This is a genomic window from Pseudoalteromonas luteoviolacea CPMOR-1 (assembly GCF_001625685.1).
In the GTDB taxonomy this organism is placed as follows: Bacteria; Pseudomonadota; Gammaproteobacteria; order Enterobacterales; family Alteromonadaceae; genus Pseudoalteromonas; species Pseudoalteromonas luteoviolacea_K.
Genome location: NZ_AUYC01000011.1, coordinates 121,047 through 146,836, shown reverse-complemented (window position 1 = coordinate 146,836; position 25,790 = coordinate 121,047). Strand labels below are relative to the sequence as shown.

General features: G+C 44.1%; 19 protein-coding genes and 2 tRNA genes. 17 read left to right on the top strand and 4 right to left on the bottom strand.

The annotated features are described in order from the left end of the window. Positions 1–98: 98 nt before the first annotated feature. From N473_RS01730 to alr, 16 genes are all read left to right on the top strand, one after another. Positions 99–174 (top strand) — tRNA-Gly (locus N473_RS01730). A gap of 124 nt (positions 175–298) precedes the next feature. Next, a tRNA-Gly gene (locus N473_RS01725) sits at positions 299–374 on the top strand. A gap of 196 nt (positions 375–570) precedes the next feature. After that, positions 571–912, top strand: a complete 342-nt coding sequence (rpsF, locus tag N473_RS01720; RefSeq protein WP_023400735.1) for a 30S ribosomal protein S6 — start codon at positions 571–573, stop codon at positions 910–912. 38 nt (positions 913–950) lie between these two features. Continuing rightward, positions 951–1,280 carry a primosomal replication protein N gene (gene priB / locus N473_RS01715; protein ID WP_039607617.1) on the top strand — a complete coding sequence of 110 codons (330 nt, stop codon included), beginning with the start codon at positions 951–953 and terminating at the stop codon, positions 1,278–1,280. An 11-nt stretch (positions 1,281–1,291) separates the two neighbouring features. Further along, entirely contained in the window at positions 1,292–1,519 is a 228-nt protein-coding gene (rpsR, locus tag N473_RS01710) for a 30S ribosomal protein S18 (protein WP_005493466.1), read from the top strand. A 36-nt stretch (positions 1,520–1,555) separates the two neighbouring features. Continuing rightward, the gene (gene rplI, locus N473_RS01705) at positions 1,556–2,008 is read left to right on the top strand and encodes a 50S ribosomal protein L9 (protein WP_039607618.1); all 453 of its coding nucleotides are present in this window, start codon (positions 1,556–1,558) and stop codon (positions 2,006–2,008) included. A 352-nt stretch (positions 2,009–2,360) separates the two neighbouring features. Beyond that, a complete protein-coding gene (locus N473_RS01700; protein WP_063366443.1) occupies positions 2,361–2,780 on the top strand; it encodes a type IV pilin protein in 420 nt (139 codons plus the stop codon). Then, positions 2,767–3,228: a GspH/FimT family pseudopilin gene (locus tag N473_RS01695; RefSeq protein ID WP_063366442.1), complete on the top strand. Its 462-nt coding sequence runs from the start codon at positions 2,767–2,769 to the stop codon at positions 3,226–3,228. Before N473_RS01700 ends, N473_RS01695 begins: the two co-directional genes overlap by 14 nt. Next, positions 3,219–3,662, top strand: coding sequence for a type IV pilus modification PilV family protein (locus N473_RS01690; protein ID WP_063366441.1), 444 nt, complete (start codon positions 3,219–3,221; stop codon positions 3,660–3,662). The genes N473_RS01695 and N473_RS01690 overlap by 10 nt, the downstream gene beginning before the upstream one ends. After that, complete coding sequence (locus tag N473_RS01685) at positions 3,637–4,200, top strand: PilW family protein (RefSeq protein WP_063366440.1); 564 nt, start codon at positions 3,637–3,639, stop codon at positions 4,198–4,200. The genes N473_RS01690 and N473_RS01685 overlap by 26 nt, the downstream gene beginning before the upstream one ends. Then, entirely contained in the window at positions 4,200–6,026 is a 1,827-nt protein-coding gene (locus N473_RS01680) for a pilus assembly PilX N-terminal domain-containing protein (protein ID WP_063366439.1), read from the top strand. Before N473_RS01685 ends, N473_RS01680 begins: the two co-directional genes overlap by 1 nt. 256 nt (positions 6,027–6,282) lie before the next feature. Further along, positions 6,283–6,828, top strand: a complete 546-nt coding sequence (locus tag N473_RS01675) for an RNA polymerase sigma factor (protein ID WP_063366438.1) — start codon at positions 6,283–6,285, stop codon at positions 6,826–6,828. Then, complete coding sequence (locus N473_RS01670) at positions 6,821–7,321, top strand: hypothetical protein (protein WP_063366449.1); 501 nt, start codon at positions 6,821–6,823, stop codon at positions 7,319–7,321. Before N473_RS01675 ends, N473_RS01670 begins: the two co-directional genes overlap by 8 nt. Positions 7,322–7,331: 10 nt before the next feature. After that, entirely contained in the window at positions 7,332–8,276 is a 945-nt protein-coding gene (locus tag N473_RS01665; RefSeq protein WP_063366437.1) for a DUF4097 family beta strand repeat-containing protein, read from the top strand. Positions 8,277–8,406: 130 nt separating this feature from the next. Continuing rightward, positions 8,407–9,786 carry a replicative DNA helicase gene (dnaB, locus tag N473_RS01660; RefSeq protein WP_039607625.1) on the top strand — a complete coding sequence of 460 codons (1,380 nt, stop codon included), beginning with the start codon at positions 8,407–8,409 and terminating at the stop codon, positions 9,784–9,786. Positions 9,787–9,812: 26 nt separating this feature from the next. After that, complete coding sequence (gene alr, locus N473_RS01655; protein ID WP_063366436.1) at positions 9,813–10,895, top strand: alanine racemase; 1,083 nt, start codon at positions 9,813–9,815, stop codon at positions 10,893–10,895. 7 nt (positions 10,896–10,902) lie between these two features. Here the strand turns inward: alr and N473_RS01650 are convergent, their stop codons facing one another. From N473_RS01650 to N473_RS01635, 4 genes are all read right to left on the bottom strand, one after another. Beyond that, the gene (locus tag N473_RS01650) at positions 10,903–11,334 is read right to left on the bottom strand and encodes a secondary thiamine-phosphate synthase enzyme YjbQ (RefSeq protein ID WP_039607627.1); all 432 of its coding nucleotides are present in this window, start codon (positions 11,332–11,334) and stop codon (positions 10,903–10,905) included. Then, the gene (locus N473_RS01645) at positions 11,331–11,798 is read right to left on the bottom strand and encodes a chemotaxis protein CheX (RefSeq protein WP_023400721.1); all 468 of its coding nucleotides are present in this window, start codon (positions 11,796–11,798) and stop codon (positions 11,331–11,333) included. The genes N473_RS01650 and N473_RS01645 overlap by 4 nt, the downstream gene beginning before the upstream one ends. A 71-nt stretch (positions 11,799–11,869) precedes the next feature. Beyond that, positions 11,870–12,304 (bottom strand): zinc uptake transcriptional repressor Zur, encoded by a 435-nt coding sequence (gene zur, locus N473_RS01640; RefSeq protein ID WP_046355917.1) that lies wholly within the window; start codon positions 12,302–12,304, stop codon positions 11,870–11,872. A gap of 43 nt (positions 12,305–12,347) precedes the next feature. After that, positions 12,348–14,831 carry an EAL domain-containing protein gene (locus N473_RS01635; RefSeq protein WP_063366435.1) on the bottom strand — a complete coding sequence of 828 codons (2,484 nt, stop codon included), beginning with the start codon at positions 14,829–14,831 and terminating at the stop codon, positions 12,348–12,350. 929 nt (positions 14,832–15,760) lie between these two features. Between N473_RS01635 and N473_RS01630 the strand changes: the two genes are divergently transcribed. Next, positions 15,761–25,789 (top strand): hybrid non-ribosomal peptide synthetase/type I polyketide synthase, encoded by a 10,029-nt coding sequence (locus N473_RS01630; RefSeq protein ID WP_063366434.1) that lies wholly within the window; start codon positions 15,761–15,763, stop codon positions 25,787–25,789. The last annotated feature ends 1 nt before the right edge of the window (position 25,790 follow it).

Genomic DNA, 25,790 nt, shown 5'->3' with positions numbered 1-25,790 from the left:
AAATAAAGAATAGACTTATGAAGCGGCACTAGCTCAGCTGCTAAAACGTTAGACGCGACCCGTCGCGCTCCAGCGGACAATTTAGAGCAAACTATGAAGCGGCACTAGCTCAGCTGGTAGAGCGCGACCTTGCCAAGGTCGAGGTCACGAGTTCGAACCTCGTGTGCCGCTCCAAACTTTCAGTTTTTATTCGACTGTTAAAATAAAGAATAGACTTATGAAGCGGCACTAGCTCAGCTGCTAAAACGTTAGACGCGACCTGTTGCGCTCCAGCGGACAATTTAGAGCAAACTATAAAGCGGCACTAGCTCAGCTGGTAGAGCGCGACCTTGCCAAGGTCGAGGTCACGAGTTCGAACCTCGTGTGCCGCTCCAACTCTCTCCTTACTATTTTCTATTTTTCAAATTCTTATAACTTTTCTCTCTATTCTTTCTGATTTCTTGCATAAAACGATTGCTTATTTTTAGCACTATGCGTAAAATACGCGCTCTTTCGGCCATATTAGTCGTTCCTTGCCTTAACCCGGCCGGCCGAAACGGGACGAGGCTATACTAACCGTAAGGAATATCCATGCGTCATTACGAAATCGTATTCATGGTTCACCCAGACCAAAGTGAGCAAGTTCCAGGTATGATCGAGCGTTATACTGGTTCTATCACTGAAGCTGGCGGTACTATCCACCGTTTAGAAGACTGGGGTCGTCGTCAACTGGCTTACCCAATCGAAAAGCTTCACAAAGCACACTATGTTCTTTTGAACGTTGAAGCGCCAACTGAAGTAATCAACGAACTTGAAACTTCTTTCCGCTACAACGATGCAGTGCTACGTAACCTAGTTATGCGTACTAAGAACGCTGTAACAGAAGCTTCTCCTCTTGCTAAAGAAGAGAAAAAAGAAGCAGCATCTGCTTAATCGTTATTGATTCGGATTTGACTCACCTCTAGAGGTAATTGGTGCAAACTCAGGCAGACCCTTATACAAACCAGTTCGTTTTATCTGGGATTGTTTGCAAAACACCAAAATATAGTCAAAGTCCTGCTGGCATTGCGCATTGTATTTTTGTTTTAGAACATAAGTCGATGCAAATTGAAGCCGACCTTAACCGTAATAGTTATGTGCGAATTCAAGTTGTTGCTAGCGGTGATAAATTCCGAAATCAACTAGAGCATTTATACGTTGGGCAAGGGTTGCAAGTGAGGGGGTTTTTAAACCGCCACGAGAGCCGAAATGGCTTGAGTCAGCTTGTACTTCATGCACAACATATTGAAAGAATTAATTGAGGAAATTACTCATGGCACGTTATTTCAGACGTCGTAAGTTCTGCCGTTTCAAAGCAGAAGGCGTACAACAAATCGATTACAAAGATCTAGCTACTCTTAAAAACTATGTAACTGAAAGTGGCAAAATCGTACCTAGCCGTATCACAGGTACAAGCGCTAAGTACCAGCGTCAGCTAGCAGCAGCTATCAAGCGTGCTCGCTACCTAGCCCTTCTTCCGTACACTGACTTACATAAGTAAGCCGGCTGATTAATAGTTTTTAAAAGGTGTAGAGACATGCAAGTTATTCTACTAGACAAGATCGCTAACCTAGGTAACCTAGGTGACCAGGTTTCTGTTAAATCTGGCTTCGCACGTAACTTCTTATTCCCTAAGGGTAAAGCAGTTCCTGCAAACAAAGCTAACATCGAAACTTTCGAAGCTCGCCGCGCTGAGCTAGAAGCAAAAATCGCAGAAGAACTAACAGCTTCTCAAGCTCGTGCTGAAAAACTTGAAGCACTAGCTGAAGTTACTCTAGTTTCTAAAGCGGGTGACGAAGGTAAGCTATTTGGCTCTATCGGTACTCGTGACATCGCTGACGCGATTTCTGCAGTTGGTGTTGAAGTAGCTAAAGCTGAAGTTCGCCTACCTCTAGGTACTATCCGTGAGACTGGTGAATTCGACGTAGCTATCCAAGTACACTCTGACGTAACGGCAACTATCAAAGTTATCGTTATCGCAGAAGCTTAATTTATTAAGCGTAAACCGCACACTCTGTGTGCGGTTTTATCCCTCCTCTGAAAAAATTACAACGACATAAATTTTCAGTATAAAAAATCGGTGAATATCACGATTGATTACGGAAGATTCATATACAAGTTGAAAAATTAATCTAAATCACAAATACGGCAAAATGGCGCCTATATATTAAAATGATAGGTACACATTAGTAATGTCATGTAATATCGTACCCATTTTATATAAAATTGATTTGTGATAATTTAGTTAACTCTTTTTTATTAGATACTTTTTTTTGCTGTCCAAATATCATACAGTGGTGTTTCTGAGATATGACAGCGTTATCATTCAGATTTGGAGAATAATGTTTAATCGTCGTAGTATGCGTGGCTTTACGTTAATTGAATTACTCATGGTTGTGGCGCTGGTGGCTGTGCTTGCGAGTATCGCGTTGCCTAGTTATTTAGATTACTTACGAAAGGGTAATCGAGCTGATGTGCAGCAATTGATGTATCAGAAAGCGGTTTCGCTGGAGCGTCTTTACTCAAGAAATGGAGGCTATCCCAATGAATATAAAATTGAGAAAGAGTCTAAGTATTATACATTAACTTACACGCCCCTTGGTAAGCCTCCTGGTGTGCAAGGCGATTTTAGAAATCTGAAGTTTATGATTAGCGCAGTGCCTATTAGTGGGTCGATTCAGGCCTCTGATATGTGTGGTACGTTAAAGTTGGATGAGCAAGGTGCTGAATTCTCTGATGGGCCGAAAGATGAATGTTGGTAGTGTCTCACAACGTGGGGTGACATTGATTGAGTTGCTTGTTTGTGTTGCGCTGGTAGCCGTCTTGGCGAGTTTGGCGATGCCTTCTGTTATCACCTACATTAAACAAGACCGTATTAATTCGAGTATTCATCATTTAAATAGTGTGTACCAATTTGCTCGCAGTGAAGCTGTGAAAAGAGAAAAGCCCATCAAGTTAGTTAAAAATAATACACAGTGGGATGTGACAATCGTGGAAAACCAACAAGCAACGGTGTTACGTACTTTTACAATTGAGCACGAATCTATACGGGTACAGTTGGTTGATCGTGAGATAAGATCCACTGGTGAATTAAACCAAGTAAGTAATATCTTAGTCACTGATAATGATAACAGTACGCTCGATTACCGTTTATGTATATTGCGAAGCGGTCAGAGTTGGATAAGTGAGGCTGCTGAAAATTGCGTATAGAAAAAGGCTTTTCGTTGATTGAAGTGATGGTGTCAATCGTGATCGCGGGTGTTGCGTTGTTGGGCTTAGCCGGCGCACAATTGAAATCATTGCAATTTGCGAGCAATAGCTTCAATTACACAGTTGCTTTAGTACAGGGGCAAAATGCCATTGAGCGTATGTGGACTGATTTATGTCATTTTGAACATGTGAATCAAAGCTTGGTCGTGGCTAATAACGAGAACGTGGCCAATCTATATCCTGCAGATGACCGTTATCAGTTAAGCATCTTCCCAACTGTATACAACGATGCTGCGACGCCTGCAGCTGATCGTCGAGACGTTAGATTTACCGTAAGTTGGCAAGATGAGCGAATAAAAGATACCACTAATGCATTAAATCAAATTACTTTAGTAGCAAGCTATGTACATGTTCCAACGTCCCCATGCTCTTAATTTGAACGAGCAGGGATATACTTTGATTGAATTGCTCGTTGCGATGGCTGCTGGGCTTTTTTTGTTATCTGGTATCGCGATGTCTTACACGGCGATTAAAAGTACCGTAGTGGCAAGTAAAGAGTTGTCTCATGCACAGGAAGTGATCCGTTATACCAGTCAAGTGATGACACGCAGTATTAAGCAGACCAATGAAGTGCCAGAAGTGGTACAAGCTGGTGGAGTAGGTATTGCATTGCGGGTGAAGCAAGAGGCTGCGCACTTAGCGTGTGATGGCAGTGTGCCAAGTACGGAGTATACCGAATACTATACATTAACGAATGGGTATTTGACTTGTGATATTGGTAATGGGCCCGTTCAGTTACTGAGAGGGCTCCAAGCGTTAGCGTTCTCAGATAGTGGGATATTAATCTCCATAAAAGTGACGCCTAAAGATCTACCAAAACAATTTGGTGATGGTATTCAAATTGATATTGCTGCCAATCGCCTTGTGTTGAAAGGTGCTGTGTGGCAAAAACCTTTAGATGCGAGTAATTGATGAATAGTTTTTCACGACAATCTGGATTTACACTTATCAAAGTGATGCTATTGAGCACTATGGCCAGTGTCGTGGTGTTTACGTCAATGAAAGATACCTTGGTACAAGAACGCTTGAGTGGTAATTTTCAAAAAGATTTGAACGCGCGGTTACAAGCTGAAAAAGGGGTATTTGCCAGTGCGGATGAAATAAACCACTATATGACAGTCACAAATACAAGCGCGACACTGGATGACATTGTAAATAGTATGCCAGCCCCAAGCGATGGTGACTTCACTGACGGTCAATTCTCTACCACAATTACTTCTCCAGAGGCTGGTATTATAGAAGTGGGCAGTCTTGGTAACAAATATGGTGACGACGCTGCCAATAATATGGTGGCGGTCTTTAAATTCACAGATGCCGTTGTTGAGCCAGTGTTTAATAACCCAGTCACAGGGTGTAAAGGGGTCAACTTATCAGGTAGTGGCTTGGTCGACAGTTACGATTCAAAAACGGGTAGCTACGAAGACACCAAAAGTAATAATGGTGATGTGAATACTGTGATTGGCGATTCGGATGTGGTGCTATCGGGTCACTCTCCCATCAGAGGAGATGTGAAAGCGTCCGGTATTCTTTATCTGAAAGGCTCTTCACCTGTGATTGGTAATGTGCAATCAAATACTGGCATCGATATTTCTCATGGTAGTGGTACCCGAGTCCAAGGCGATGCGTTGACGCAAGGGTTTATTATTCACCGAGGTGGTGATATTACCGGTGTTGTAAGGGCTAATGGCAATGTTGAGATGCTGTGGGGCGCAGATATTTTAAATGATGGTAATGACCCTTTAGATATTCAATATGGTGGCACAGGTCAATTTGAGCTAGCAACAGAGCACTCTCAAGATGGGGTGTATTATTCCGCTGCAAAATTTAATGTAAATCCGAATGTAGAGGCGGTGCGGGTATACGATCCGGACTCGCCAAACCACGATGCAAGTACGGTGGATGAATGCGATCCGCTAGCATTGCCAGGCAACATGCCAACCATCATGGCTGCCAACAACAGTCAAGAAAACCTCGTCGTTAAATCTAATCAGATATTTACATTTCGTCCACAGCGCGCCGGGCTTGAGGAGAAAGTCCAAGGGCAATGGCAAGAGACCAGAGAGTGGATATCTAGCGAGACAGATATTTATTTATTTGGCGTGAACAAACAGGTTCATGGCAGACTCAATGAAGACAGTGAATATGTGTATAACATGAAAAGCCTCACCATAGGAGGTGATGGATTAGTCAATGTGAAAACTGTTGCTTCCAATGACATTGGTGGGGGCGATGTGATTTGGTTGATAGATGGCGACTTTATTATGACAGGTAATAGTCGATTGCATATTGCCAAGGGGACCAGCTTAACGATATTTGTGACGGGCAAAGTGAGGCTAGGAGGGAGTGCGCAAGTGATCACAGAAGAGCCCGGTATTACAGAGAGTGGACTGGGTACTTTCAATATTTTCTCATCCTATAAGCCTGAGCCGAATAATAATAGCGCTGATAATAAAAATGGTGTGATTGTCAGTGGTACATCTTCTTTATATGCGGTGATTTATGCGCCATTGACCTCTATTTCTATGAATGGCAGTGGGCAGTTTTTTGGTACAGTGCGTGGTGCCACAATCGAAGCAAATGGGGGAAGCGGGATCCATTTTGATGAAGCGTTGAAAGAGCTCAAGCTGGGCAATGCGGGTACGGTGAAAGAGCCTGCAAAGTTAGAGTTTATGGGTTGGCGTTATAAACACCCTGAAGAGTTTACGGACGATACTGATACCACAAGTAAGGGGGAATAAGCCGTTTAGGCGATAATTTAATTTTACCTGTCATTACGTGCTCAGCCAAAGTCGGGCACGCCTTTTAAAAAACTTTTCTAAATCATTTAAACCTTTTTTAACCTGCTTGCGTCTTAAAAACTATGAAAGGTACTGTTCGGGTAGAGCTGGTTTTCTTATCTACAGTAAAATAAGACTGTTTATATAGTGTGTTGAAAGTCTTCTATTTTTGAGTAGGTATGTCATCATCATTACCTCGCGGTAAAGGAATTTAAATATGTTAGTTGACGCTGTACACCCATTTGATGAGCTTGATGAATTGGTTAAGCGTACTCAGCAGGGCGATCAAGCTGCATTTGCTGCTTTATATGAGCAATGTCACCGGCGCGTTTATGCGTTATGCCTGAGGCTGTTGGCTGATCAGGCTCATGCTGAAGATGCATGCCAGGAAGTATTTGTGCAGCTATGGCATAAAATTACTCAATTTGACGGAAAATCAAAGTTTACGACTTGGCTACATAGTGTGACATCCAATATTGCGATCAGCTATTTGCGTAAACATAAAAACTGGTTGCAAAAAGTGGTTAGTTTTGAAAACAGTGGTATGGATGAGGCGGGGATCGCACTTTGCGGTGACTTAAATGGGTTGGATAAATTAATCCTCAAACTACCAGAGCGAGCGCGACTTGTGTTTGTGTTACACGGGGTTGAAGGCTACCGTCATGAGGAAATCGCAGAAATGTTAAATATGGCGGTGGGATCAAGTAAATCTCAGTATCACAGAGCAAAAAAGTTGTTACAGGAGTGGTATGAAAATGACTAAGCCAACATTTGACGAGTTTTTGTCTGAAGAACTGAGTAAGGCAAAAAAGCAAGAGGGTTTGCCTAAACCCCAGCAGCCACTTTGGCAAGGTATTGATAAAGCTATTAATGCACAAAATGATGCCGTGAGGAGTGCAACACCTAAATCTACTGGGGTGTGGCGTCAAGTGTCGGCGATAGCGGCTGCGACCTGTATTGGCATGTGTGTCATGTATTTCAGTATGAGCACACCCGAGCAGAACAATATGCTGCAAATGAGCCAATATTTTGAGCAGCAAAAGCAAATAATGCTTGTTCAATATAGTAGTCAGCCTGCACTGACAAATGATTGGCAAGTACAGTTACAAGAATTAGAAGAAGCTGAGCAAGCCATCAAGCTTGCACTTGAGAATGACGCACAAAATGCAGCTTTGTTGCAAATGTTGGCTCAGGTTTATCAGCAACAATTAGATTTAATTGAGCGAGTGCATCAACCTCGTTGGCAAGAAATTTAGGAGAAGTAGGATGAAAGCATTGATGTTGAGTTTAGCCATGTTCCCTTTGGCGACGTTGGCAGGTGAGAAGATCGATAAAGAAATTGATATCCCTTTAGATGGTAAAGTGTATATCGAAAATCAGCGCGGTCACGTAGAGATCAAAACATGGGATAAACCCGCATTTAAAGTGGTGGGTGAACTAGATGAAGAGGCCAAGGGCTATCAGCTCGAAAATAAGGGCAGTAAAACCAAGTTTATTGTTAAGATGCCTTCGAGTTCAAGAAATTGGGGCCGTCAGCAAGATGGATCTGAACTGACAATTTTTATGCCTAAGCAAAGTGAATTGGAATTTAAAGGTGTACAAGTCGATGTGGAGGCGGCAGAGCTAGCGGCGGGTGCTTATATCAAAACGGTGAATGGTGATATTAAAGCCGCACAGATCAAGGGTAAAGTGCGCCTTGAGACCGTGAACGGGGATATTGATAGTAAAGGCTTGGATGGTCGAATTCGCTATGAGACAGTGAATGGTGACATAGAAGATATCGATTCGAAGGGCAAGGTGCGTTTCAATGCGGTCAATGGTTCAGTAGAGAGTAAAACACAAGCGACAGAAGTTAGACTAGAAAATGTCAACGGTGAAGTCGATTTTGAGATTGCCCAATTACAAGAGCTAAGGCTGAATACGGTCAATGGTGAAATTGAAGTCAAAGTCGCTAAATTACTGCCCAATGCCAGAGTAAACCTTGAGTCAGTGAGTGGCGATGCTGAGCTTTACCTCCCAGCAGATATTTCAGCCAAATTTGATATTGATGCACATGCAGGTGGTAAAATTTCAAATGAGCTGAGCAATGACAAAGTACACAAAGCTAAATATGGCCCATCAAGAGAGCTTGAATTTACCATTGGCTCGGGTGACGCAGACATTGAGATAGATACGGTCAGTGGCCGCATTGAGCTGAAAAAAAATCGTTAAATGATTTTGGCCCAACCATGTTGGGCCACTACTTTTTCACTATAAGCTTCTATCTCTGAGCTTATCAGCATTCAGTTTTACTAGATTTAAGGTTACAATAACAAATCCACTCATTTGTTTTTGTCGTACTATGGCCAAACCTGATCAACAAGTCGATACACTAAAAGTTCCACCGCACTCCATTGAAGCAGAACAGTCTGTTTTAGGAGGCCTAATGCTTGATAACCAAGCATTTGACCGCGTTGCGGAGCTGGTTGTTGCACAAGACTTTTACACACGCACGCATAAACTGATCTTCGAAGCCATGACTAAACTCGTTGAGCTTGGTCAGCCAATAGATCTCATTACCATTTCTGAAAACTTGGAAAAGAACAACCAATTGGACTCAATTGGTGGGTTCGCTTATTTGGCAGAAATTGCTAAAAATACGCCAAGTGCCGCCAACATTGATGCTTATGCGAGTATTGTACGTGAACGTGCTGTTGTTCGAGAGATGATCTCGGTCGCCAATGAAATTGCAGAAGCAGGCTTTAACCCGGAAGGGCGCACAAGTCATGATTTATTGGATTTGGCTGAAAGTAAAGTTTTCAAAATTGCAGAGCAGCGCAGTAAGAGTACTGAGGGTCCGCAAAATATCCACAGTATTTTAGAAAAGACCATAGATAAAATTGAAGAGCTTTATCAGTCACCACAAGATGGTGTGACTGGGGTCAGCTCCGGTTACTCAGACTTAGATCAGATGACGGCAGGTTTACAACCATCTGATTTGATCATTGTTGCAGCACGTCCATCAATGGGTAAAACCACATTTGCGATGAACTTGGCTGAACATGCGGCAATGACTCAGGATAAACCTGTGCTTATCTATTCACTAGAGATGCCTTCAGAACAGATCATGATGAGGATGTTGGCATCACTTGGTCGGATTAACCAAACCAAAGTAAGAACGGGTCAATTAGATGACGATGATTGGGCGCGTTTATCATCAACCATGGGCCTATTGATGGAAAAAGGGCAAATGTATATCGATGACGCTTCAGGTTTGACACCGACCGATGTCCGTTCTAGAGCACGACGCATTGCACGGGATCATGGCGGGATCAGTATGATCATGGTCGACTACCTGCAGCTGATGCGTGTGCCGAGCTTGTCGGACAACCGTACTTTGGAAATCGCAGAGATATCTCGTTCACTCAAAGCGCTGGCAAAAGAGCTAGAGTGCCCTGTTATCGCACTTTCTCAGCTAAACCGTACCCTAGAGCAACGTGCGGATAAACGCCCGGTTAACTCAGACTTGAGGGAATCTGGTTCAATCGAGCAGGATGCCGACTTAATCATGTTTATTTATCGTGATGAAGTGTATAACGATGATAGCCCAGATAAAGGCACGGCAGAAATTATCATAGGTAAACAGCGTAATGGTCCAATTGGTAAGGTTAGGTTAACCTTCCAAGGACAATACTCTCGCTTTGATAATTATGCTGGGCCAGCTATGGATGATGAGTACTAAACCCAAATTGATGAGGGTCACTGCGAATGCGTTTAGCCACCGCTGAAATTAATATATCCGCACTGCGTTACAACTTAGCTCGTGTAAAAGAAATGGCACCTAGTTCTAAAGTGATGGCGGTATTGAAAGCCAATGCTTATGGGCATGGTTTAGTTAAAATTGCCCAATGCTTGTCCGATGCGGATGCTTTTGCTGTGGCGCGTATTGATGAAGCGTTGGCGCTGCGTGCTGGTGGGTTAACCAAACCCATCATTTTGCTGGAAGGGTTTTTTGATCCTAGTGATTTACCTATTTTGCTTGCCAACAATTTTGAAACAGTGGTTCATGATGAAAGCCAGTTGGCAGCGATTGAGCAAAGCAACCTCGATATGCCTATTTCCGTGTGGCTAAAGATCGATACGGGCATGCATCGTTTAGGCGTTGAGCCTGCGCAGTTCGACGGCTTTTATCGGCGACTAAAGCAGTGTGCCAATGTAAAGCCTGCGGTTAACCTCATGACGCACTTTCCGTGTGCTGACGATACCAACAATGATTTTACGCAAAGACAGATAGATTTATTTTCGTCCATAGTGTCTGGTACCAAAGAGGCGTTATGTTTAGCGAATTCTGCGGGGGTCATTGGTTGGCCGGATGCGCATTTTGACTGGGTGAGATCTGGCCTGATGTTATATGGTGTGTCGCCCATGTTAGGTCAAATAGGCACGGAGCATCAATTACAGCCTGTTATGCGATTGAAAACCCGTGTGATTGCCATTAAGCAGGTTGTAGAAGGTGATCTTGTCGGTTATGGCGGTCGCTGGCAGTGTCCAAATCGGACGACATTAGCTGTGGTAGCCATGGGGTATGGTGATGGTTATCCGCGGCATGCCAAGCAAGGGACACCGGTGGTGATAAAAGGTCAGCGCTATGGCATTGTTGGCAGTGTCTCTATGGATATGATCAGTGTTGATATTGGCTGCAACGAAACACACATTCAGGTGGGTGATGAAGTTGAAATGTGGGGACCTAGTTTACCGGTTGAAGAGGTTGCTGAGTGTGCTGGTACCATTCCCTATGAATTGCTTTGTAACGTGACGCCACGTGTGAGCTATGAATATTGCTGTGAGTGAGCCTCGCTCACTCTAGTAGTTGCCCCTGCAGGGTCGCGACAACTCGTCTTGGTCCACCATGGTCTCTATGTTCACCCAAATAAACACCTTGCCAAGTTCCTAAATTGAGTTGCCCTTGATAGATTGGAATAGTCACTTCGCATCCTAATGTACTGGACTTTATATGCGCAGGCATATCGTCATCTCCTTCATAATCATGACGATAATAATGTTGGTTTTGCGGTACAAAGTGGTTGAAATGGCTTTCCATATCCATTCTAACCGTCGGATCTGCATTTTCGTTAATGGTCAGGCTTGCCGAGGTGTGCTGAATAAATAAATGAAGTAAGCCAACTTTGTAATAGCTCAGTTGTGGGATCTGGGTGAGTAGCTCATCATCAATGAGATGAAAGCCTCGTGTACGAGGCCTCAGTGTAATAATAGATTGGTGCCAACTCATAGCTTGTCGAAGCTGACCTCTATATTTGCATTGCCATCTTCAGAGGTAAAAGGCATGATGATTTTTGCACCTTCACACTTGTGAGTAATGGTGTGCCCAGGTCCAGAGACAACCAATGGCGTCGCCATGTCAAAGTCATAGCCTTTTTCACCAAGCAGATTTTTTGCGCCACCAGTCACCATATTGGTGATCTCACCCACCATATCGGTGACTTCTTCATTGATTTTTTCTGGTCGTTCACCGAGCATTCTTTCCATGATTGCCAAAGCAAGGCTTTCATCAAAGGTAATTGAAAACGAGCCTTTGGTTTGTGGGCCAACCATACCTATTAGCCCAGATACGTCTCCACGGGCGACTTCATCTTTTTTTATCTTTGGTTTACCAGGCGTCAACTCTGTTTGCGCCATCGTCGCTAATACATTTATTAGTGAAGATAAAAAAGGGTTGATGAACTCAACATTCATATTATAGATCCCTTGTTTTATTCGTTATAACTGACATTAGTTTAAGTGTAGTGGCTTTTTTTCTCGCTGCACTACTCTTGACACTTTTCACAAAGACCATGGGCTTCGATTGTCTGTGCTTTTACTTTAAAGCCTTTCTCCGCTGATAAGTTGTTCAACTCGTGAGAAATGGCCCCAGAATGTAATTCTTGTACATGTCCACAGCTGTCACAAATTAAGAGTTGTACAGGGTGGATATGGTCAAAGTGGTGGCACAACATAAATGAGTTTGTGCTTTCGATTTTATGGATGAAACCTAGCTCAGACAAAAAGTCCAGTGCACGATAAACCGTTGCAGGTTTGGCACTACTCTCTGTTATTTTTAATTCTTCTAGCAAATCATAAGCGCCAACACCACCTTGTTTCGTGGCCAGTAAGCGAAATACTTTTTCTCTAATTGGCGTGAAGCGTGCTCCGCGATTGTCGCAGACTTGCTTAGCTTTTGTAACGAGCAGTTCTATATTCATATTCTAAATCCTTACACTACTTCTCAATACTAACATATTCAATTTAATAGTCTTGTATCGACAAGGATTTATTCTCAATATTCAAAGGTTGTTGTGCATATTGCGCTAACCAAGCTTCAAAATCAATTTTTGACATAGGTTTACCTAAAAAGTAACCTTGGCCCAAGTCACAGCCAAGTGCCGCTAAAGTATCTAATTGTAGCTGGGTTTCGATACCTTCGGCGATTACTTTTATACTTAAGTTGTGGGCCATGGTGATGATGGTCTTGACCAGTTGTCTTACTTGTTCGCTGGTGTGCATATCAAAAATAAAGCTCTGATCGATTTTAACCACATCAAATGGATATAAACGCAGATAATTCAAAGAAGAATAGCCTGTGCCAAAGTCATCCATTGAAACAATCACACCGAGTTGATGAAATTCAAACAGGGCATCTTTAACTAGTGCGTCCCCAGTCAGTAAAACCCCTTCTGTGATCTCTAATTCAAGATACTGAGTGTCGATTTGGTACTTGTGGATCATATGGCTTATGGTATTGACCAGATTGGGATCTTTAAATTGCCGAGGTGATAAATTGACAGCAATACGGTATGGCGTAGGGTGTAATGTTTGTAAATAGACGATTTGTAAAAGGGCTTGCTCTAATACAAACTCACCCAGTTCAATGATATACCCTGTTTGCTCTGCGAGGGGAATAAACTCCGCAGGAGAGATCCAGCCTAACTCTTCATTATGCCAGCGTAGTAGCGCTTCTGCACCGACTACAAAACCGTTGGATAAATCGTATTGGGGCTGAAAGTAAACTTCAAACTCTTGTTTGGCAAGCGCACTGCGCATGTGTTCTTCTAGTTTTAAGCGACGGTTTAGATCTTGGCTCATACTTTCGGTAAAAAATGAAAAGGTATTGCGACCCATTTGCTTGGCGCTATACATGGCGGAGTCTGCTTTTCTTAATAGTTCGTTAGGAGAGTCTGCGTCATCAGGAAATACTGCGATACCTAAACTCAAAGAGATCGTAAATGCACGTTCGTCAATCTCAAACGGAGAGCGAAACAATTGCACGAGTTTGGTGGCTATGGCGGTGATATCGTGATGAGTTTGAATGTCGCCAAGTAAGAGAATGAACTCATCGCCGCCAAGGCGAGCGACGGTGTCGTGTTTACGCAATGCTGTTTTTAAGACATTGGCAGAATGGATCAATACTTTATCACCCACTTCATGGCCCATTGAGTCATTCACTTTTTTAAAATCATCTAAATCGATAAAGCCGACAGCAATGAGTTGTTGGTTACGTTTCGCTTCATGGATCATTTGTTGTAATCGATCAAGTGCCAAAAACCGGTTGGGCAGACTGGTCAACGTATCGTAAAAGGCATGTTTGAGTATGACTTCTTCTTGGCGCTTTTGATCTGTGATATCTCGCACTGCAATGACTAACTTATCTGAGTTTGGGATCGCATTGAGGCGCGCTTCGAAATGTTTGCTTTGCTCACCGCTTTCCAACTTATAATCTATTTGCGTCAATTGGCCATTTTGCTCAATCGTTGATATGGCTTTTGAAAAGTGTTTTGCTGCATGTGCTGGGAGTATATCGACCAGTTTTTGGCCGACAAACTGTGTCTCTGGCATCGGTAGATTATCACCATTGCCGTAATGACATTCTAAAATTTTTCCCTGTTTATCGATGATAAAAAAGATATCTGGCAGGGCAGAAAAAATCCCCTCGAGCATACTGTGTTGCTCTATCGCCGTTTGCTCTGCATATTTTTGTTGTTTAAATCCGATCTCAAGGGTGTATGAGGCCCTCGCAATGTTGTTTGCCAACTGTTTGAGCTCACCTTTGCCTTCAATAGTGTGCTCACGAATAAATTTAAAGTCTCCCAGTTGGTTACTGTATCTGATCAATGCAGCGATAGGGCGATGAATAAAATAATAAGTGATGATAAGTGCTAGCAGAGAAATAAAAATAATAGCCAGTACGATAAACCAAGCATTGTGATTGTAGTGAATCAATAAGCGGGCAAAAGTGTCAGATAAGTCATATTGGCTGTAGACAATGAATTTAGACTCTGGTGATGCATTGTTTTGATTGGTGGGAGTTGACACCAATTGATAAGTAGCCAACACACTGGCCGGTTCATCAAAATAATGTACAAACGCTGTAGACGATTGATGCAGCAACACTTTATCGGTAAACGGAAACAAGGTTTTGGCATTCAGCCCAATGTGTTTTTTTTCTGCACTATATAAAATATTGAATTGCTGATCTGCAATGATGATAGTGGGGCGTGGCGGCAACTGTATTTTGGTACGCAGTACTGCATGAATATCTGCAGTAGGATCAGTACCGATAATTTGCGCCATAGACATGGATACTTGCTTGGCCGATATCAGTGTTTGTTCGACAATAAAGTTTTTTTTAACTTGATAACTGAAAACAATGAGTACGAGCGCAAATGCAGCTGCGGAAATAGTGGAAAGGATCGTCAACCAAATTTTGAGGTTAATTGAATACGCTTTATCCATTGTTATTCCTTCACTACCGCGCCTGTCGTCAAACGCATATACCTGCTGCACATTGATTCATCCATTAATGACATTCGCTGGTGATGCTTGTGTGGCTTAACAAGCCGCTACCACAAACCTAAAAAGCCTTACAGCCAACATATTTTGTGGTTGTCCTACGGTTAGTATAGTTTAATTCGACAGATATAAATGGCCGATTGAAGTTTAAATAATTGACAGCGCTGGCATCTCAAAAAACGAACGCATAGGGTAGCCATTTATCTTCTGGTAGCGAGCTATGAGTCAAAATGCGTTCATACAGAGATGTTAGGTTAATGGCAGTAACATCTTGCGGTGTTCAAGAGTAGATAAGATAGCAGTTAATAAAACTATGAGTTGAAGGGAGGGGGGCTCTATAAGTGAATAGCTAGGTATCGAAGAAAGTTATAAAGTTTAAACTTTACGAAGGGTTATATCTTATCCATTTGTTAATTTTTAGTAATTTTGATTTATTTTTTTATTTTGTATGATAGCATCTTAAAGGCAGTAATAAATTAATAAAGAATATTCTGACTTTTTAGGTAATGAGTGTCGTAGTCTGGTTGTATTGCCTGCATGGATAGCATTTTCTTTTATAAAACCCTATAAATATCATTTTTTTATGGTTTTTTGGGTGGTAGTAAAAGGTGTAGTCTATTAACTTAACTTGCAGTGTTTAGTGGTTAATTAACCTTCATAATTTTGCACGTCTAAGAACAGAATCTAGGCCATGTTGGCTATAGGTATTGGTGTTGTTAGTTCGTTGTGAATTTCAAATTGATTAATTTTTTTCAATTTTGTGGTTAGAGCTAGGATTGCGGTAACAGCCTTCATTGCATAAAACTAAAAGCCTGTAGAGCGGCCAGATCCTAGTACAGAGATCACTTAATCACTCTTTGTGTGGGCATGGCATGAAAACAGACTTAGTGACTGCGTTAGTTACATTAGCGAATACACGTGGTGATGACACTGCGTACCAATATTTTTTCTCCGACGACCTTCCAAGTCAATCATTGACTTATCGACAGCTAGATCAACGAGCTAGGCAGATTGCTTACTACTTAGGAGCGCATTTTGAGCAAGGTGATCGTGCACTGTTGCTGTACAACTCCGGGTTTGAATTTATAGAAGCGTTTTTTGCCTGCCTTTATGCTGGGATTGTGGCGGTGCCAGTTTATCCACCAAAAAAGAATCAAAATATCACTCGATTGCGCAGTATCATTGAAGATGCAGGGGCTAAAGGAGTATTGACCAGTGAAAAGGTTAATGAGATCGCTCGGCCACTGTTTGAGTCCGAAGCAAGCTTAAATGATTTGGCCTTGTTCACCACAGACTCCATTGAATGCGAAGTAGCAAATGATTGGCAAGCCATTGCAGTCAATGGCGAAGATTTGGCGTTTTTACAGTATACGTCAGGTTCTACAGGGGCTCCGAAGGGGGTCATGGTGACACACGATAACATCACTGATAATGAAGAAATGATGAAGGTGGCATTCGGCCACAGCAGTCAAACCCCCATTGTGAGCTGGTTACCGCATTTTCATGATATGGGGCTGATTTTCGGCATTTTGCAGCCTATTTATATTGGTGCTCCTGCCTGTTTAATGAATCCAACTTACTTCTTACAAAAACCATTGCGCTGGCTTAAATTGCTGAGTGAGTTCAAAGGCGTGACATCCAGTGCGCCGAATTTTGCTTATGATTTGTGTGTCGATACCATTAAAGAGGAAGAACTGAGCGGACTGGACCTGTCACACTGGCAATCGGCTTTGAATGGAGCGGAGCCAGTTCGCGCGAGCACGCTTGAGCGCTTTTACCATAAATTCAAGCGCTGTGGGCTGCGTAAAGAGAGTTTGTCTCCTTGTTATGGCATGGCTGAAACCACGTTGTTTGCGACCGGAGGCACTTTGCTCGCGCAACCGACAGTACTGACGTTGAACAATAACAAAATGCTCGATGGTGTGGCTAGAATTCAGGAGTCTGCCATTGACGATAGGTGCAATCCCGAGACGTTGGCTTATCAAGCTGTATCCAGTGGTCATGTTTGGTGCGACCATGAAGTGGCCATTGTATCACCAAATACATTGCGGCGCTGTGAGGAAGGGGAAGTCGGAGAGATTTGGGTAAAAGGTGCCAGTGTCGCAAAAGGTTATTGGAATAAACCTGAGCAAACAAAGGAGACCTTTCACGCAACCATTGTCGGAGAAAATGGTGGGCCTTATTTGCGCACCGGGGATCTAGGCTTTTTATATCAGCAGGAGTTATTTGTTACGGGGCGTTGTAAAGATGTATTGATTTTTCGAGGGAAGAATTATTACCCACAAGATATTGAACTCACTGTCAGTGATTGTGATGAGGCACTTGAGAGCAATGGTGGCGCTGCATTTTATATTCATGCAGAGCATGAAGACCGACTGGTAGTAGTACAACAAGTCAAACGCACCGCGATTCGCAAGCTTAATCATAAACAGGTGATAGACAAAATCATCAGTGCTATTGTCGATCAACATGGTATAGCGCCCTATGACGTTGTTTTGATAAAGCCAGGTCGTTTGTGCAAAACATCCAGTGGTAAAGTGCAACGTCAAGAAAATAAAGCGCATTACGAGCAAGCGCGTTTTGACGTTTTGGCTGCGTATAAATCAGCACAATCGAATGACCACACAGCAACTTTGCCTGCACATGAGGTCACTTCTACAGCTGATCCTACTTTATACAATGCCGCGTGTCAGCTTTTACAAAATATCATTGCCATAGAGGTGGGTGCAGAGGGTACGGCGTTAGATATTGATGCCTCATTTTTATCACTGGGCGTTGATTCGATGAAAGCGGTACGTATTTCTGGTGAGTTGATAGAGCTACACGGTATTGAGCTGGAGTCGACCATATTATATGAGTACCCCAATATCAGCGAACTGGCGAAGTATCTGTGTCAATTTGATGAAGTGAAGGCGGCATTAAGTGCGTCAGGTGCAGAGAGCCTAGACTGTGATACCGATACCCAGCGCGCACCAATACAGCCGCAAAATCAGTCACAAAAAAGCACTGCGTCCAGCGTTAATCGTCGCGACACTGATATTGCTGTGATTGGCATGGCTTGTCGGTATCCAAGTGCGAACAATTTGGATGAATTATGGCACCTGATCATGAATGAACAGGACGCAATTAGCACGCCAAGTGACAGTCGTCAGCAGTTGTGCCCCGAGGTAAATGCACAGCGTTTGGGAGGCTATATCGATGATATATCTCACTTTGACCATACGCTTTTCGGTATTTCACCGAACGAGGCAAAGCACATCGATCCTCAGCAGCGCGTATTGTTAGAAAACACCTTTCATGCCATTCAATCAGCAGGGTATATGCCAGCACAATTGGCGGGGATGAAGGTTGGGATTTATGTTGGGATCTCACAAAGTGACTATTTTTCACTTTCACAACAGGTGCAAAAAAGTACCGCTTATCTAGGTACTGGGACGGCGCTGAGTATTGCAGCAAATCGATTATCGTATTTTTATAACTTTACTGGCCCAAGCTTGGCCATTGATACGGCATGCTCTTCGTCGTTGGTGGCTTTGCACCATGCGGTACAAGCCATAAGAAGCGGCGATATTCCTCAAGCGTTAGTGGCGGGCGTTAATCTCATTTTAAGTGATGATGTATCTCAAGCATGTGATAACGCGCAGATGTTGGCTGCAGATGGCCGATGCAAGACGTTTTCTGATAGTGCCAATGGGTATGTGCGCAGTGAAGGGGTAGGCTCGGTTTTACTAAAGCCCTTATCGCAAGCCATTGAAGATAATGACCCTATATATGGTGTGATCAAAGGTAGTGCCGTTAATCAAGATGGCCGTAGTAATGGGATCACTGCACCAAATGGCCGAGCACAGCAACAAGTGATCAAAGCGGCACTCAGTCATGCGGGTGTCAATGCACAGGATGTTAATTATGTAGAAGCTCATGGTACTGGTACTAAGCTGGGCGATCCCATAGAGGTGTCGGCATTACAACAGGTGTATGGTGAGCAGCGCAGCAATCAGCTTATAGTGGGCTCGATCAAAGCCAACATTGGCCATTTAGAGTCAGCCGCAGGGTTAGCTGGGTTAATTAAAACACTATTGTGTTTTAGGCATAAAAAAATTCCCGCACAGCGTTACAGTGATGTGCTCAATAGTCATATTCCTTGGCAAAAATGTGCTATTACGGTGCCAACAACACACACACCTTGGCCCGGAAACCATGAAGCGTTAGGCTTAGCAGGGGTCAGCTCATTTGGCTTTGGTGGCACGAACGCACATGTCATTGTGGCGCCGCCAATTGCGGCAAACACGTCGCAACATAAACCCATTAAGCAACCCAGTTGCTATGTACTGCCTTTGGCTGCAAAGTCGCCGCAGGCATTATCAAAGTGGGTTAAACAATTTGCTCACCAAGCCCAAAATCAGTCCAGTTCGGCATTCAGTGATTTAGTTAAGCAGGTATCGACATTGCCGGCTGTAAAAGGCATTAAAAAAGCGTTTCACGGTGCCGATTTGCAGGCTTTACAGCAACACTTGAGCAATGTGAGTGAGGCTGAGCTCACGCAGCAAACCCCGCTGCGTATAAATGCGCCACAAACGGTGTTTTTATTTACTGGCCAAGGCTCACAATATCCGGATATGGGTCAAGCTTTGTATCACACTGATGACGTATTTAAAGCCGCCATCGATGAGTGCGAATCCTTGTTGCTTGCCCATTATGATACGCGCTTGACTGATGTGCTCTATGGCAAACACCAAGCGGCGCTAAATCAAATCCGCTGGACGCAAGTGGCCATTTTCGCTGTTGAATATGCATTGGCACAGCGGCTCTGTGCGTTGGGGATATCCCCTGATCTATTAATCAGTCATAGTGTTGGTGAATATGCAGCGGCGTGCATTGCAGGCGTATTGTCTTTGGCTGATGCGATTAAGTTGGTGAGTGCGCGAGCGACACTGATGCATGAATTAGGTGCCGGAGGGCAAATGGTCGCTGCAAGGTGTTCACTCGAACAGGCGCAGTCTATCATTTCAGGCCATGAAAAAACGGCAGCGATCTCCGCCTATCATGGCGAGGCTGGAGTGGTATTTTCTGGCAGTGATGATGCCATTGATCACATTTGTCAGCAGCTAACGAGTAGAGAAGTGCGATTTAAGGCACTAAATACGGGGGCTGCATTTCATTCACCTCTTATGTTGCCTATGTTGCAAGCATTTGCTGAGGTTGTAGGCTCAGTTACATTGCATAAGCCAACACTGAATTTTGTCTCTTCAGTGACAGGTCAAATTGAGCAAGACAGACTGACAGATGTACGTTATTGGTGTGAGCAAATTACGAACCCCGTGCGATTTGATGCCAGCTTACAGGCATTGGGAGATATGACATCCATTTGTTTTATCGAACTCGGTCCAAAGCCTATTTTAAGTGGTTTGATCCAGGAAAACTTACCGCGCATCGATGCCACTTATTTATCCGTGTTACGTGATAAGGGAGACGACCGCGAACGATTAGGTGAGTGTATTGCGACTTTGTATGAACTCGGGTTTGAAATTAACTGGCGCGATTTTTATTTGGCTCAATCTGAATCTCTTGCTCAGCGCCAAGCTTTACCACCCTATCCATTTGATAAGCATGTGCACTGGATAGGGGAGGAGGATACACAACCCTCTGCACCACCTAGTATCACACAGCCTCAACCAGCGACTGATGAACTGCATAGAGTGCAAGCCATAGAAGAGTTTATTTTGTCGACGTTGGCAAAAGAACTAGGGATGGATGCTGTGCAAATAGATCCACATTTGGCCTTGCTAGAAATGGGGGTGGACTCCTTAATGATAATGCGCGCAGTGCGTATTTTTGAGAAGCAATTCGATTTAGAGTTCAGCGTGCGGCAGTTTTATGAAGAGCTGAGCAATGTTGCGAGTCTAGTGACTTATGTCGCGCAACATAGTGACTATCTCGCGTTAGATAGGGCCCCTGTCGAGGTCGAAGCGCTGACACAAACAGCATCGTCGCAATTTGATAATCCCTCCACGCAAGCGATTGAACATAGTGTGCTCATTGAGCGTATTTGTCATGCACAGTTGCAAGCTGCGGCGAGCGTAAATACGGAAGCTGCACAGCTCAGTGTTTCCGACGTCACTGCACAGCAATTAGCATGGCTCAGACAACAACCAAGCGATCCTGTAAAGCAAGGGGCGCTGAATGTGAGTGTGGACCCAACTCCACGTATGGCGTCAAAACTTGAAGCATCTAGCGAAGCGCGTGCAGACACTGCCGCCGTTTCAGTATTACCAGGTTTTCAAGCCAAACAGTTGCAGCGCCAAGCAAGTACGCAGGAGATGCGCCAACATCATGAGATGCTGAGCCAGCAGTATTGTGAAAAGACGGCTTCTTCCAAATTACTCGTCTCTGAACATCGCGCCCATTTAGCTGATTGTCGAGCGTCAGCTGGGTTTCGATTATCGAGTAAAGAAATGCTCTACCCAATTTTTGCCAAGCGCTGTGAGGGATCACGCATTTGGGATATTGATGACAATGAATACATCGATATTACTATGGATTTTGGGGTGAATTTATTTGGTCATAAACCGGCCTTTGTTAATGAGGCCATAGCACAACAGCTAGACAATGGTATTCAGTTAGGGTTGGCGAGCCCGTTAGCCTGTGAGGCAGCTTCACTTATCAGTGAGTTAACAGGGTTGGCGCGTGTGTCATTTTGTAACTCTGGCACTGAAGCGGTGATGACGGCACTGAGACTGGCTAGAAATAAAACGAAGCGACAGCGTATTGTCCAGTTTGAAGGGGCTTATCATGGTCATTTTGATGGCACATTGGCGGCAATGGCGCCTGATGGAGAGCGTGTTGAGCCGATGTGCTCGGGCGTACGTCATGAAGCAATTGCGGATAACTTAGTGCTTAAATATGGTGATTTTTCAGCACTTGAACAGATCAAACTGCAGGGGCATGAGATTGCGGCAGTATTGGTCGAGCCTGTGCAAAGTCGTCATCCTGAACTACAGCCATTTGAGTTTTTGAAGCAGCTGAGAGTGCTCACTCGCACACTGGGGATCGCTTTAATTTTTGATGAGATGATCACTGGGTTTCGCGCTCATCCCGGTGGTGTGCAAGGGTTACTCGATATTCAAGCAGATATGGCTACTTATGGAAAAATCGTCGGTGGTGGCTTGCCTATCGGGGTGGTTGCGGGTAGCAGTGAGTATCTAGATGGTATTGATGGTGGGGTATGGCAATATGGGGATCAGTCTTTTCCACAAGCCGATACCACATTTTTTGCGGGGACGTTTTGCAAGCATCCACTGAGCATGGCAAGTGCCGTTGCAGTACTCAAAGAGATTAAGCGCCAAGGTGTTGAACTACAAAACGAGTTGACGCGCAAAACCGTTTATTTACAGGACCAGCTGAACGCATTTTTCACTGAACAGGCGATCCCGATCTCGATAAATACATTTGCCTCGCTCTTTCGTTTTCAATTTAGTCAAAATTTAGATGTCTTCTTTTATGAGCTACTTAATCGTGGCGTATTTATTTGGGAGGGCCGTAATTGCTTCATTAGTGCTGCGCACAGTGATGCAGATATTGCGTTTGTCATCAATGCGATTAAAGAGAGCGCATTGGCATTAAAGCAGGCAGGCTATTTTGGCCGAGACTTACAATCAACCCAGTTGGAAACAATACACAAAAATGGCTGTTTGCTCACTCAAGGTCAAAAGCAATTATTAGCCTTGGCACTGCGAAGTCCAAATGGTGCCTTTGCTTATCATTTGCAGGCCAGTGTGAGTTTAGCGGGCGCATTAGATGTGGAGAAGCTCAAGTGTGCAGTAGGTCAGGTAGTGCGGAGTTTCCCGTTACTGCGCTTTGGTGTCGATGTGGCTGAGCTTACCCATGTGATGCGTAACGAGCCTGAACTAGAGAGTGTGTCTATAGCCCCGGGAGAAACGAAGTCTGAGGTGACACAACATTTGTCAAAATTGCGCTACCACACATTTGATTTTGAGCATGACGGCCTGTGTCGATTTTATTTATTGACGGATCACTTACATCGTCACTACTTGAGTGTGGTGGCCCACCACATTGTCTGTGATGGCATCTCATTACAATTGATCTTGGCAAAAATAGCACACAGTTATTCTACAGGTGAATCCATAGCGTGCCCAAGTGCCCCGAGTTTTGATGATTACACTCGTGCGGTGACAAAATATGCTCAGACTAAGATTTATCAAGAAGACGCGCAGTATTGGCAAGCGCAGCTATCAGCGAGTGAACAGTTAGCACTGCCTCTGAGGCGAGATGCAAAAGCCCAATCTAATTATCAAGTTAAACAACTTAGGTATGAACTCAGTGCGCAAGCAGTGCAAAACCTTCAATCTGTTGCACAGGCACAAAAGTGTGGCCTCTTTGCGACCTTATTGGCGTGCTATGTAGCTTGGTTACATAAGCTATCTCAACAAACGCGCATTGCGGTGAATGTGCCTGTGTCAGACCGCCAATTACTTTCACCCGATGTAGAAGCGGAGGTCTTAGATGAACATTTGTTGGGCTATTGCACCAATATGTTGCCACTGCAACTGGATGTCACTGCGACCATGACGTTTGGTGAATTGGTGTCGCAGGTGCAAGACAAATTGCTCACTGGGTTTGAGCACCAACATCTTCCTTATGCCCATTTGTGTGAACAAGATTGGATCATGCCAAGTACGGTGTTTAATTTTGATCGGGTGCAGGCGCTCCCCGAATTCAGTGGCTTGACACTGACTCCGATGGCAAATAATACCTGTTTTGGTCAATTTGATCTCTCCTGCAATATTTTGAATATCGCTGAGCAGTGGTGGTTTGAACTCGACTATCAAAGTGATAAATATGATGACGAGATGTTTGTGAGTTTTGCGCAATTTTGGTTAACCATGGCGACTCGCATTTGCGCTGATCACACGCTTTTAAGCGACTTGTTTGCGTTACATAAAGAAGAGCGTTACAGCGATATGCTATCCCAGCAGCTCGTCAACTCTGGTGCGTGTTCGGGATACGATATATTGACCAAGATGTTGAGTCTGCAGGTGTTAAAAACGCCACAAAAAATTGCGGTGGAGGATGATTTTACACAGCTGAGTTACCAACAGCTTGAAACGCATTCTAATCAATTAGCAAACTACCTCATCAGCCAAAACATAGGCAAAGGCAGTTTGGTGGCGGTCGCAATGTCACGTACTAGCAAGCTGGTCATTACTTTATTGGCGGTATTAAAAACGGGTGCGGCTTATTTACCCATTGATATCACTTATCCGCAGTCTCGAGTGAGGGACGTTCTGTCAGATTCTCAAGCTGATTTACTTCTGTGTGATGCTCCGTGTGCAGAAATCAAGACCATGATAGATACAAACATGATGTGCATTGATATCGACATGGAAAGTAATGCAGTGTCGTCAAGCCCAAGCACACAGCCAAGTTGTCACATTGGTCATGAGCAGCGCGCTTATGTGATTTACACTTCTGGATCAAGTGGTCGGCCTAAAGGTGTTGAAATTACTCATGGCGCTTTGGCAAACTTTCTTAACTCGATGCAAGATAAGCCCGGTATTGTGCAACAAGATCGTGTACTGGCCATCACGACTATGGCGTTTGATATTGCGGCCTTAGAGTTATTCCTCCCATTGATTTGCGGAGCGAGCATTGTGATTGCCAGTGAAGCGTCGTGTAGTGATCCGCTGGCAATCGCCGAGCTCATTGAGCGACAACAAATCTCCTTTATGCAAGCAACGCCCACGCTATGGAGCCTGATGGTCCAAGCTGCACCTAGTTGTGTGACTGGATTAAAAGTATTGTGTGGGGGTGAGCCGTTAGATGCCAGTTTAGCTAACAAGTTATTGGACCAAGGCGCGCAGCTATGGAATATGTACGGACCGACAGAAACCACGATTTGGTCGAGCATTGCGCACATTACCGATGCGCAGAATATTACTGTCGGCAATGGGATTGCTAACACTGGGCTGTTTGTAATGCCTGAACAAGCCAATGAGCAGTGCCTACCTCTGCCTGTGGGGGTTTGGGGAGAGCTTTGGATAAGTGGTGCAGGTGTATCAACGGGCTACCTCAATCGTGAAACACTCACCGCACAGCAATTTGTGACACACACCATTAATCAGCAACCGCTGAGATTATACAAAACGGGTGATAGAGCACGGTATTTGCCCTGTGGTCAAATTGAATTGCAGGGGCGCCTAGATAACCAAGTGAAGCTGCATGGCCACCGTATTGAGTTGGCTGAAGTCGAGTACCAATTACGTAAATTACTAGGTCATGATGATGTGCGCGTGTTGGTGAAAAAGACGCCTGAAGGTACGGCGCACTTATGTGCATTTTGTATGCTTGGCCCTCAACAGGGTGTGCAATGGGAATACAGTGCAATTCGTCAGCACTTGATGATGAAATTACCCAGTTACATGGTGCCCGAGTTTGTTAGTTGGCTAGAGCAATGGCCGCGAACACCCAATGGCAAAATTGACACTCAAGCTTTAGTGATTCCGCAGATGAAAACCGGTTATATAGCACGTCATCGCGCGCCGGATACGCCGATAGAGCAGGCTTTACTTACGTACTTTATCGAACTGTTACCCGTGGAGCAGATCAGCACCGACAGTGGCTTTTTTGACTGTGGTGGCAATTCGGTAATGGCAATGCAGTTGGTATCACGTATTAATCGTCACTTTGATATTCGCTGTACTGTCGCTGATGTGTTTGACTTTAGCAGTGTCGTATTACTTGCACAGCGCATTGATGTCATTAAGGCACATCCTGAGCAAGCTCAACAGGGTGAGACACGTGTAGAAGCTATCAGTGACATAGTTAGCGGGCGTGATATTAGCGCCGCTTTTGATGATCAATCCATGACAGAGATGGACTTGTAAA

Excerpts from the sequence above, each read along its gene's own strand:
- alr (WP_063366436.1), top strand. The coding sequence starts at position 9,813 with ATGCGTTTAGCCACCGCTGAAATTAATATATCCGCACTGCGTTACAAC.
- N473_RS01695 (WP_063366442.1), top strand. The coding sequence starts at position 2,767 with ATGAATGTTGGTAGTGTCTCACAACGTGGGGTGACATTGATTGAGTTG.
- dnaB (WP_039607625.1), top strand. The coding sequence starts at position 8,407 with ATGGCCAAACCTGATCAACAAGTCGATACACTAAAAGTTCCACCGCAC.
- N473_RS01650 (WP_039607627.1), bottom strand. The coding sequence starts at position 11,334 with ATGAGTTGGCACCAATCTATTATTACACTGAGGCCTCGTACACGAGGC.
- rpsR (WP_005493466.1), top strand. The coding sequence starts at position 1,292 with ATGGCACGTTATTTCAGACGTCGTAAGTTCTGCCGTTTCAAAGCAGAA.
- zur (WP_046355917.1), bottom strand. The coding sequence starts at position 12,304 with ATGAATATAGAACTGCTCGTTACAAAAGCTAAGCAAGTCTGCGACAAT.
- N473_RS01645 (WP_023400721.1), bottom strand. The coding sequence starts at position 11,798 with ATGAATGTTGAGTTCATCAACCCTTTTTTATCTTCACTAATAAATGTA.
- N473_RS01630 (WP_063366434.1), top strand. The coding sequence starts at position 15,761 with ATGAAAACAGACTTAGTGACTGCGTTAGTTACATTAGCGAATACACGT.
- N473_RS01670 (WP_063366449.1), top strand. The coding sequence starts at position 6,821 with ATGACTAAGCCAACATTTGACGAGTTTTTGTCTGAAGAACTGAGTAAG.
- rpsF (WP_023400735.1), top strand. The coding sequence starts at position 571 with ATGCGTCATTACGAAATCGTATTCATGGTTCACCCAGACCAAAGTGAG.
- N473_RS01700 (WP_063366443.1), top strand. The coding sequence starts at position 2,361 with ATGTTTAATCGTCGTAGTATGCGTGGCTTTACGTTAATTGAATTACTC.
- rplI (WP_039607618.1), top strand. The coding sequence starts at position 1,556 with ATGCAAGTTATTCTACTAGACAAGATCGCTAACCTAGGTAACCTAGGT.
- N473_RS01665 (WP_063366437.1), top strand. The coding sequence starts at position 7,332 with ATGAAAGCATTGATGTTGAGTTTAGCCATGTTCCCTTTGGCGACGTTG.
- N473_RS01680 (WP_063366439.1), top strand. The coding sequence starts at position 4,200 with ATGAATAGTTTTTCACGACAATCTGGATTTACACTTATCAAAGTGATG.
- N473_RS01675 (WP_063366438.1), top strand. The coding sequence starts at position 6,283 with ATGTTAGTTGACGCTGTACACCCATTTGATGAGCTTGATGAATTGGTT.
- N473_RS01635 (WP_063366435.1), bottom strand. The coding sequence starts at position 14,831 with ATGGATAAAGCGTATTCAATTAACCTCAAAATTTGGTTGACGATCCTT.
- N473_RS01685 (WP_063366440.1), top strand. The coding sequence starts at position 3,637 with ATGTTCCAACGTCCCCATGCTCTTAATTTGAACGAGCAGGGATATACT.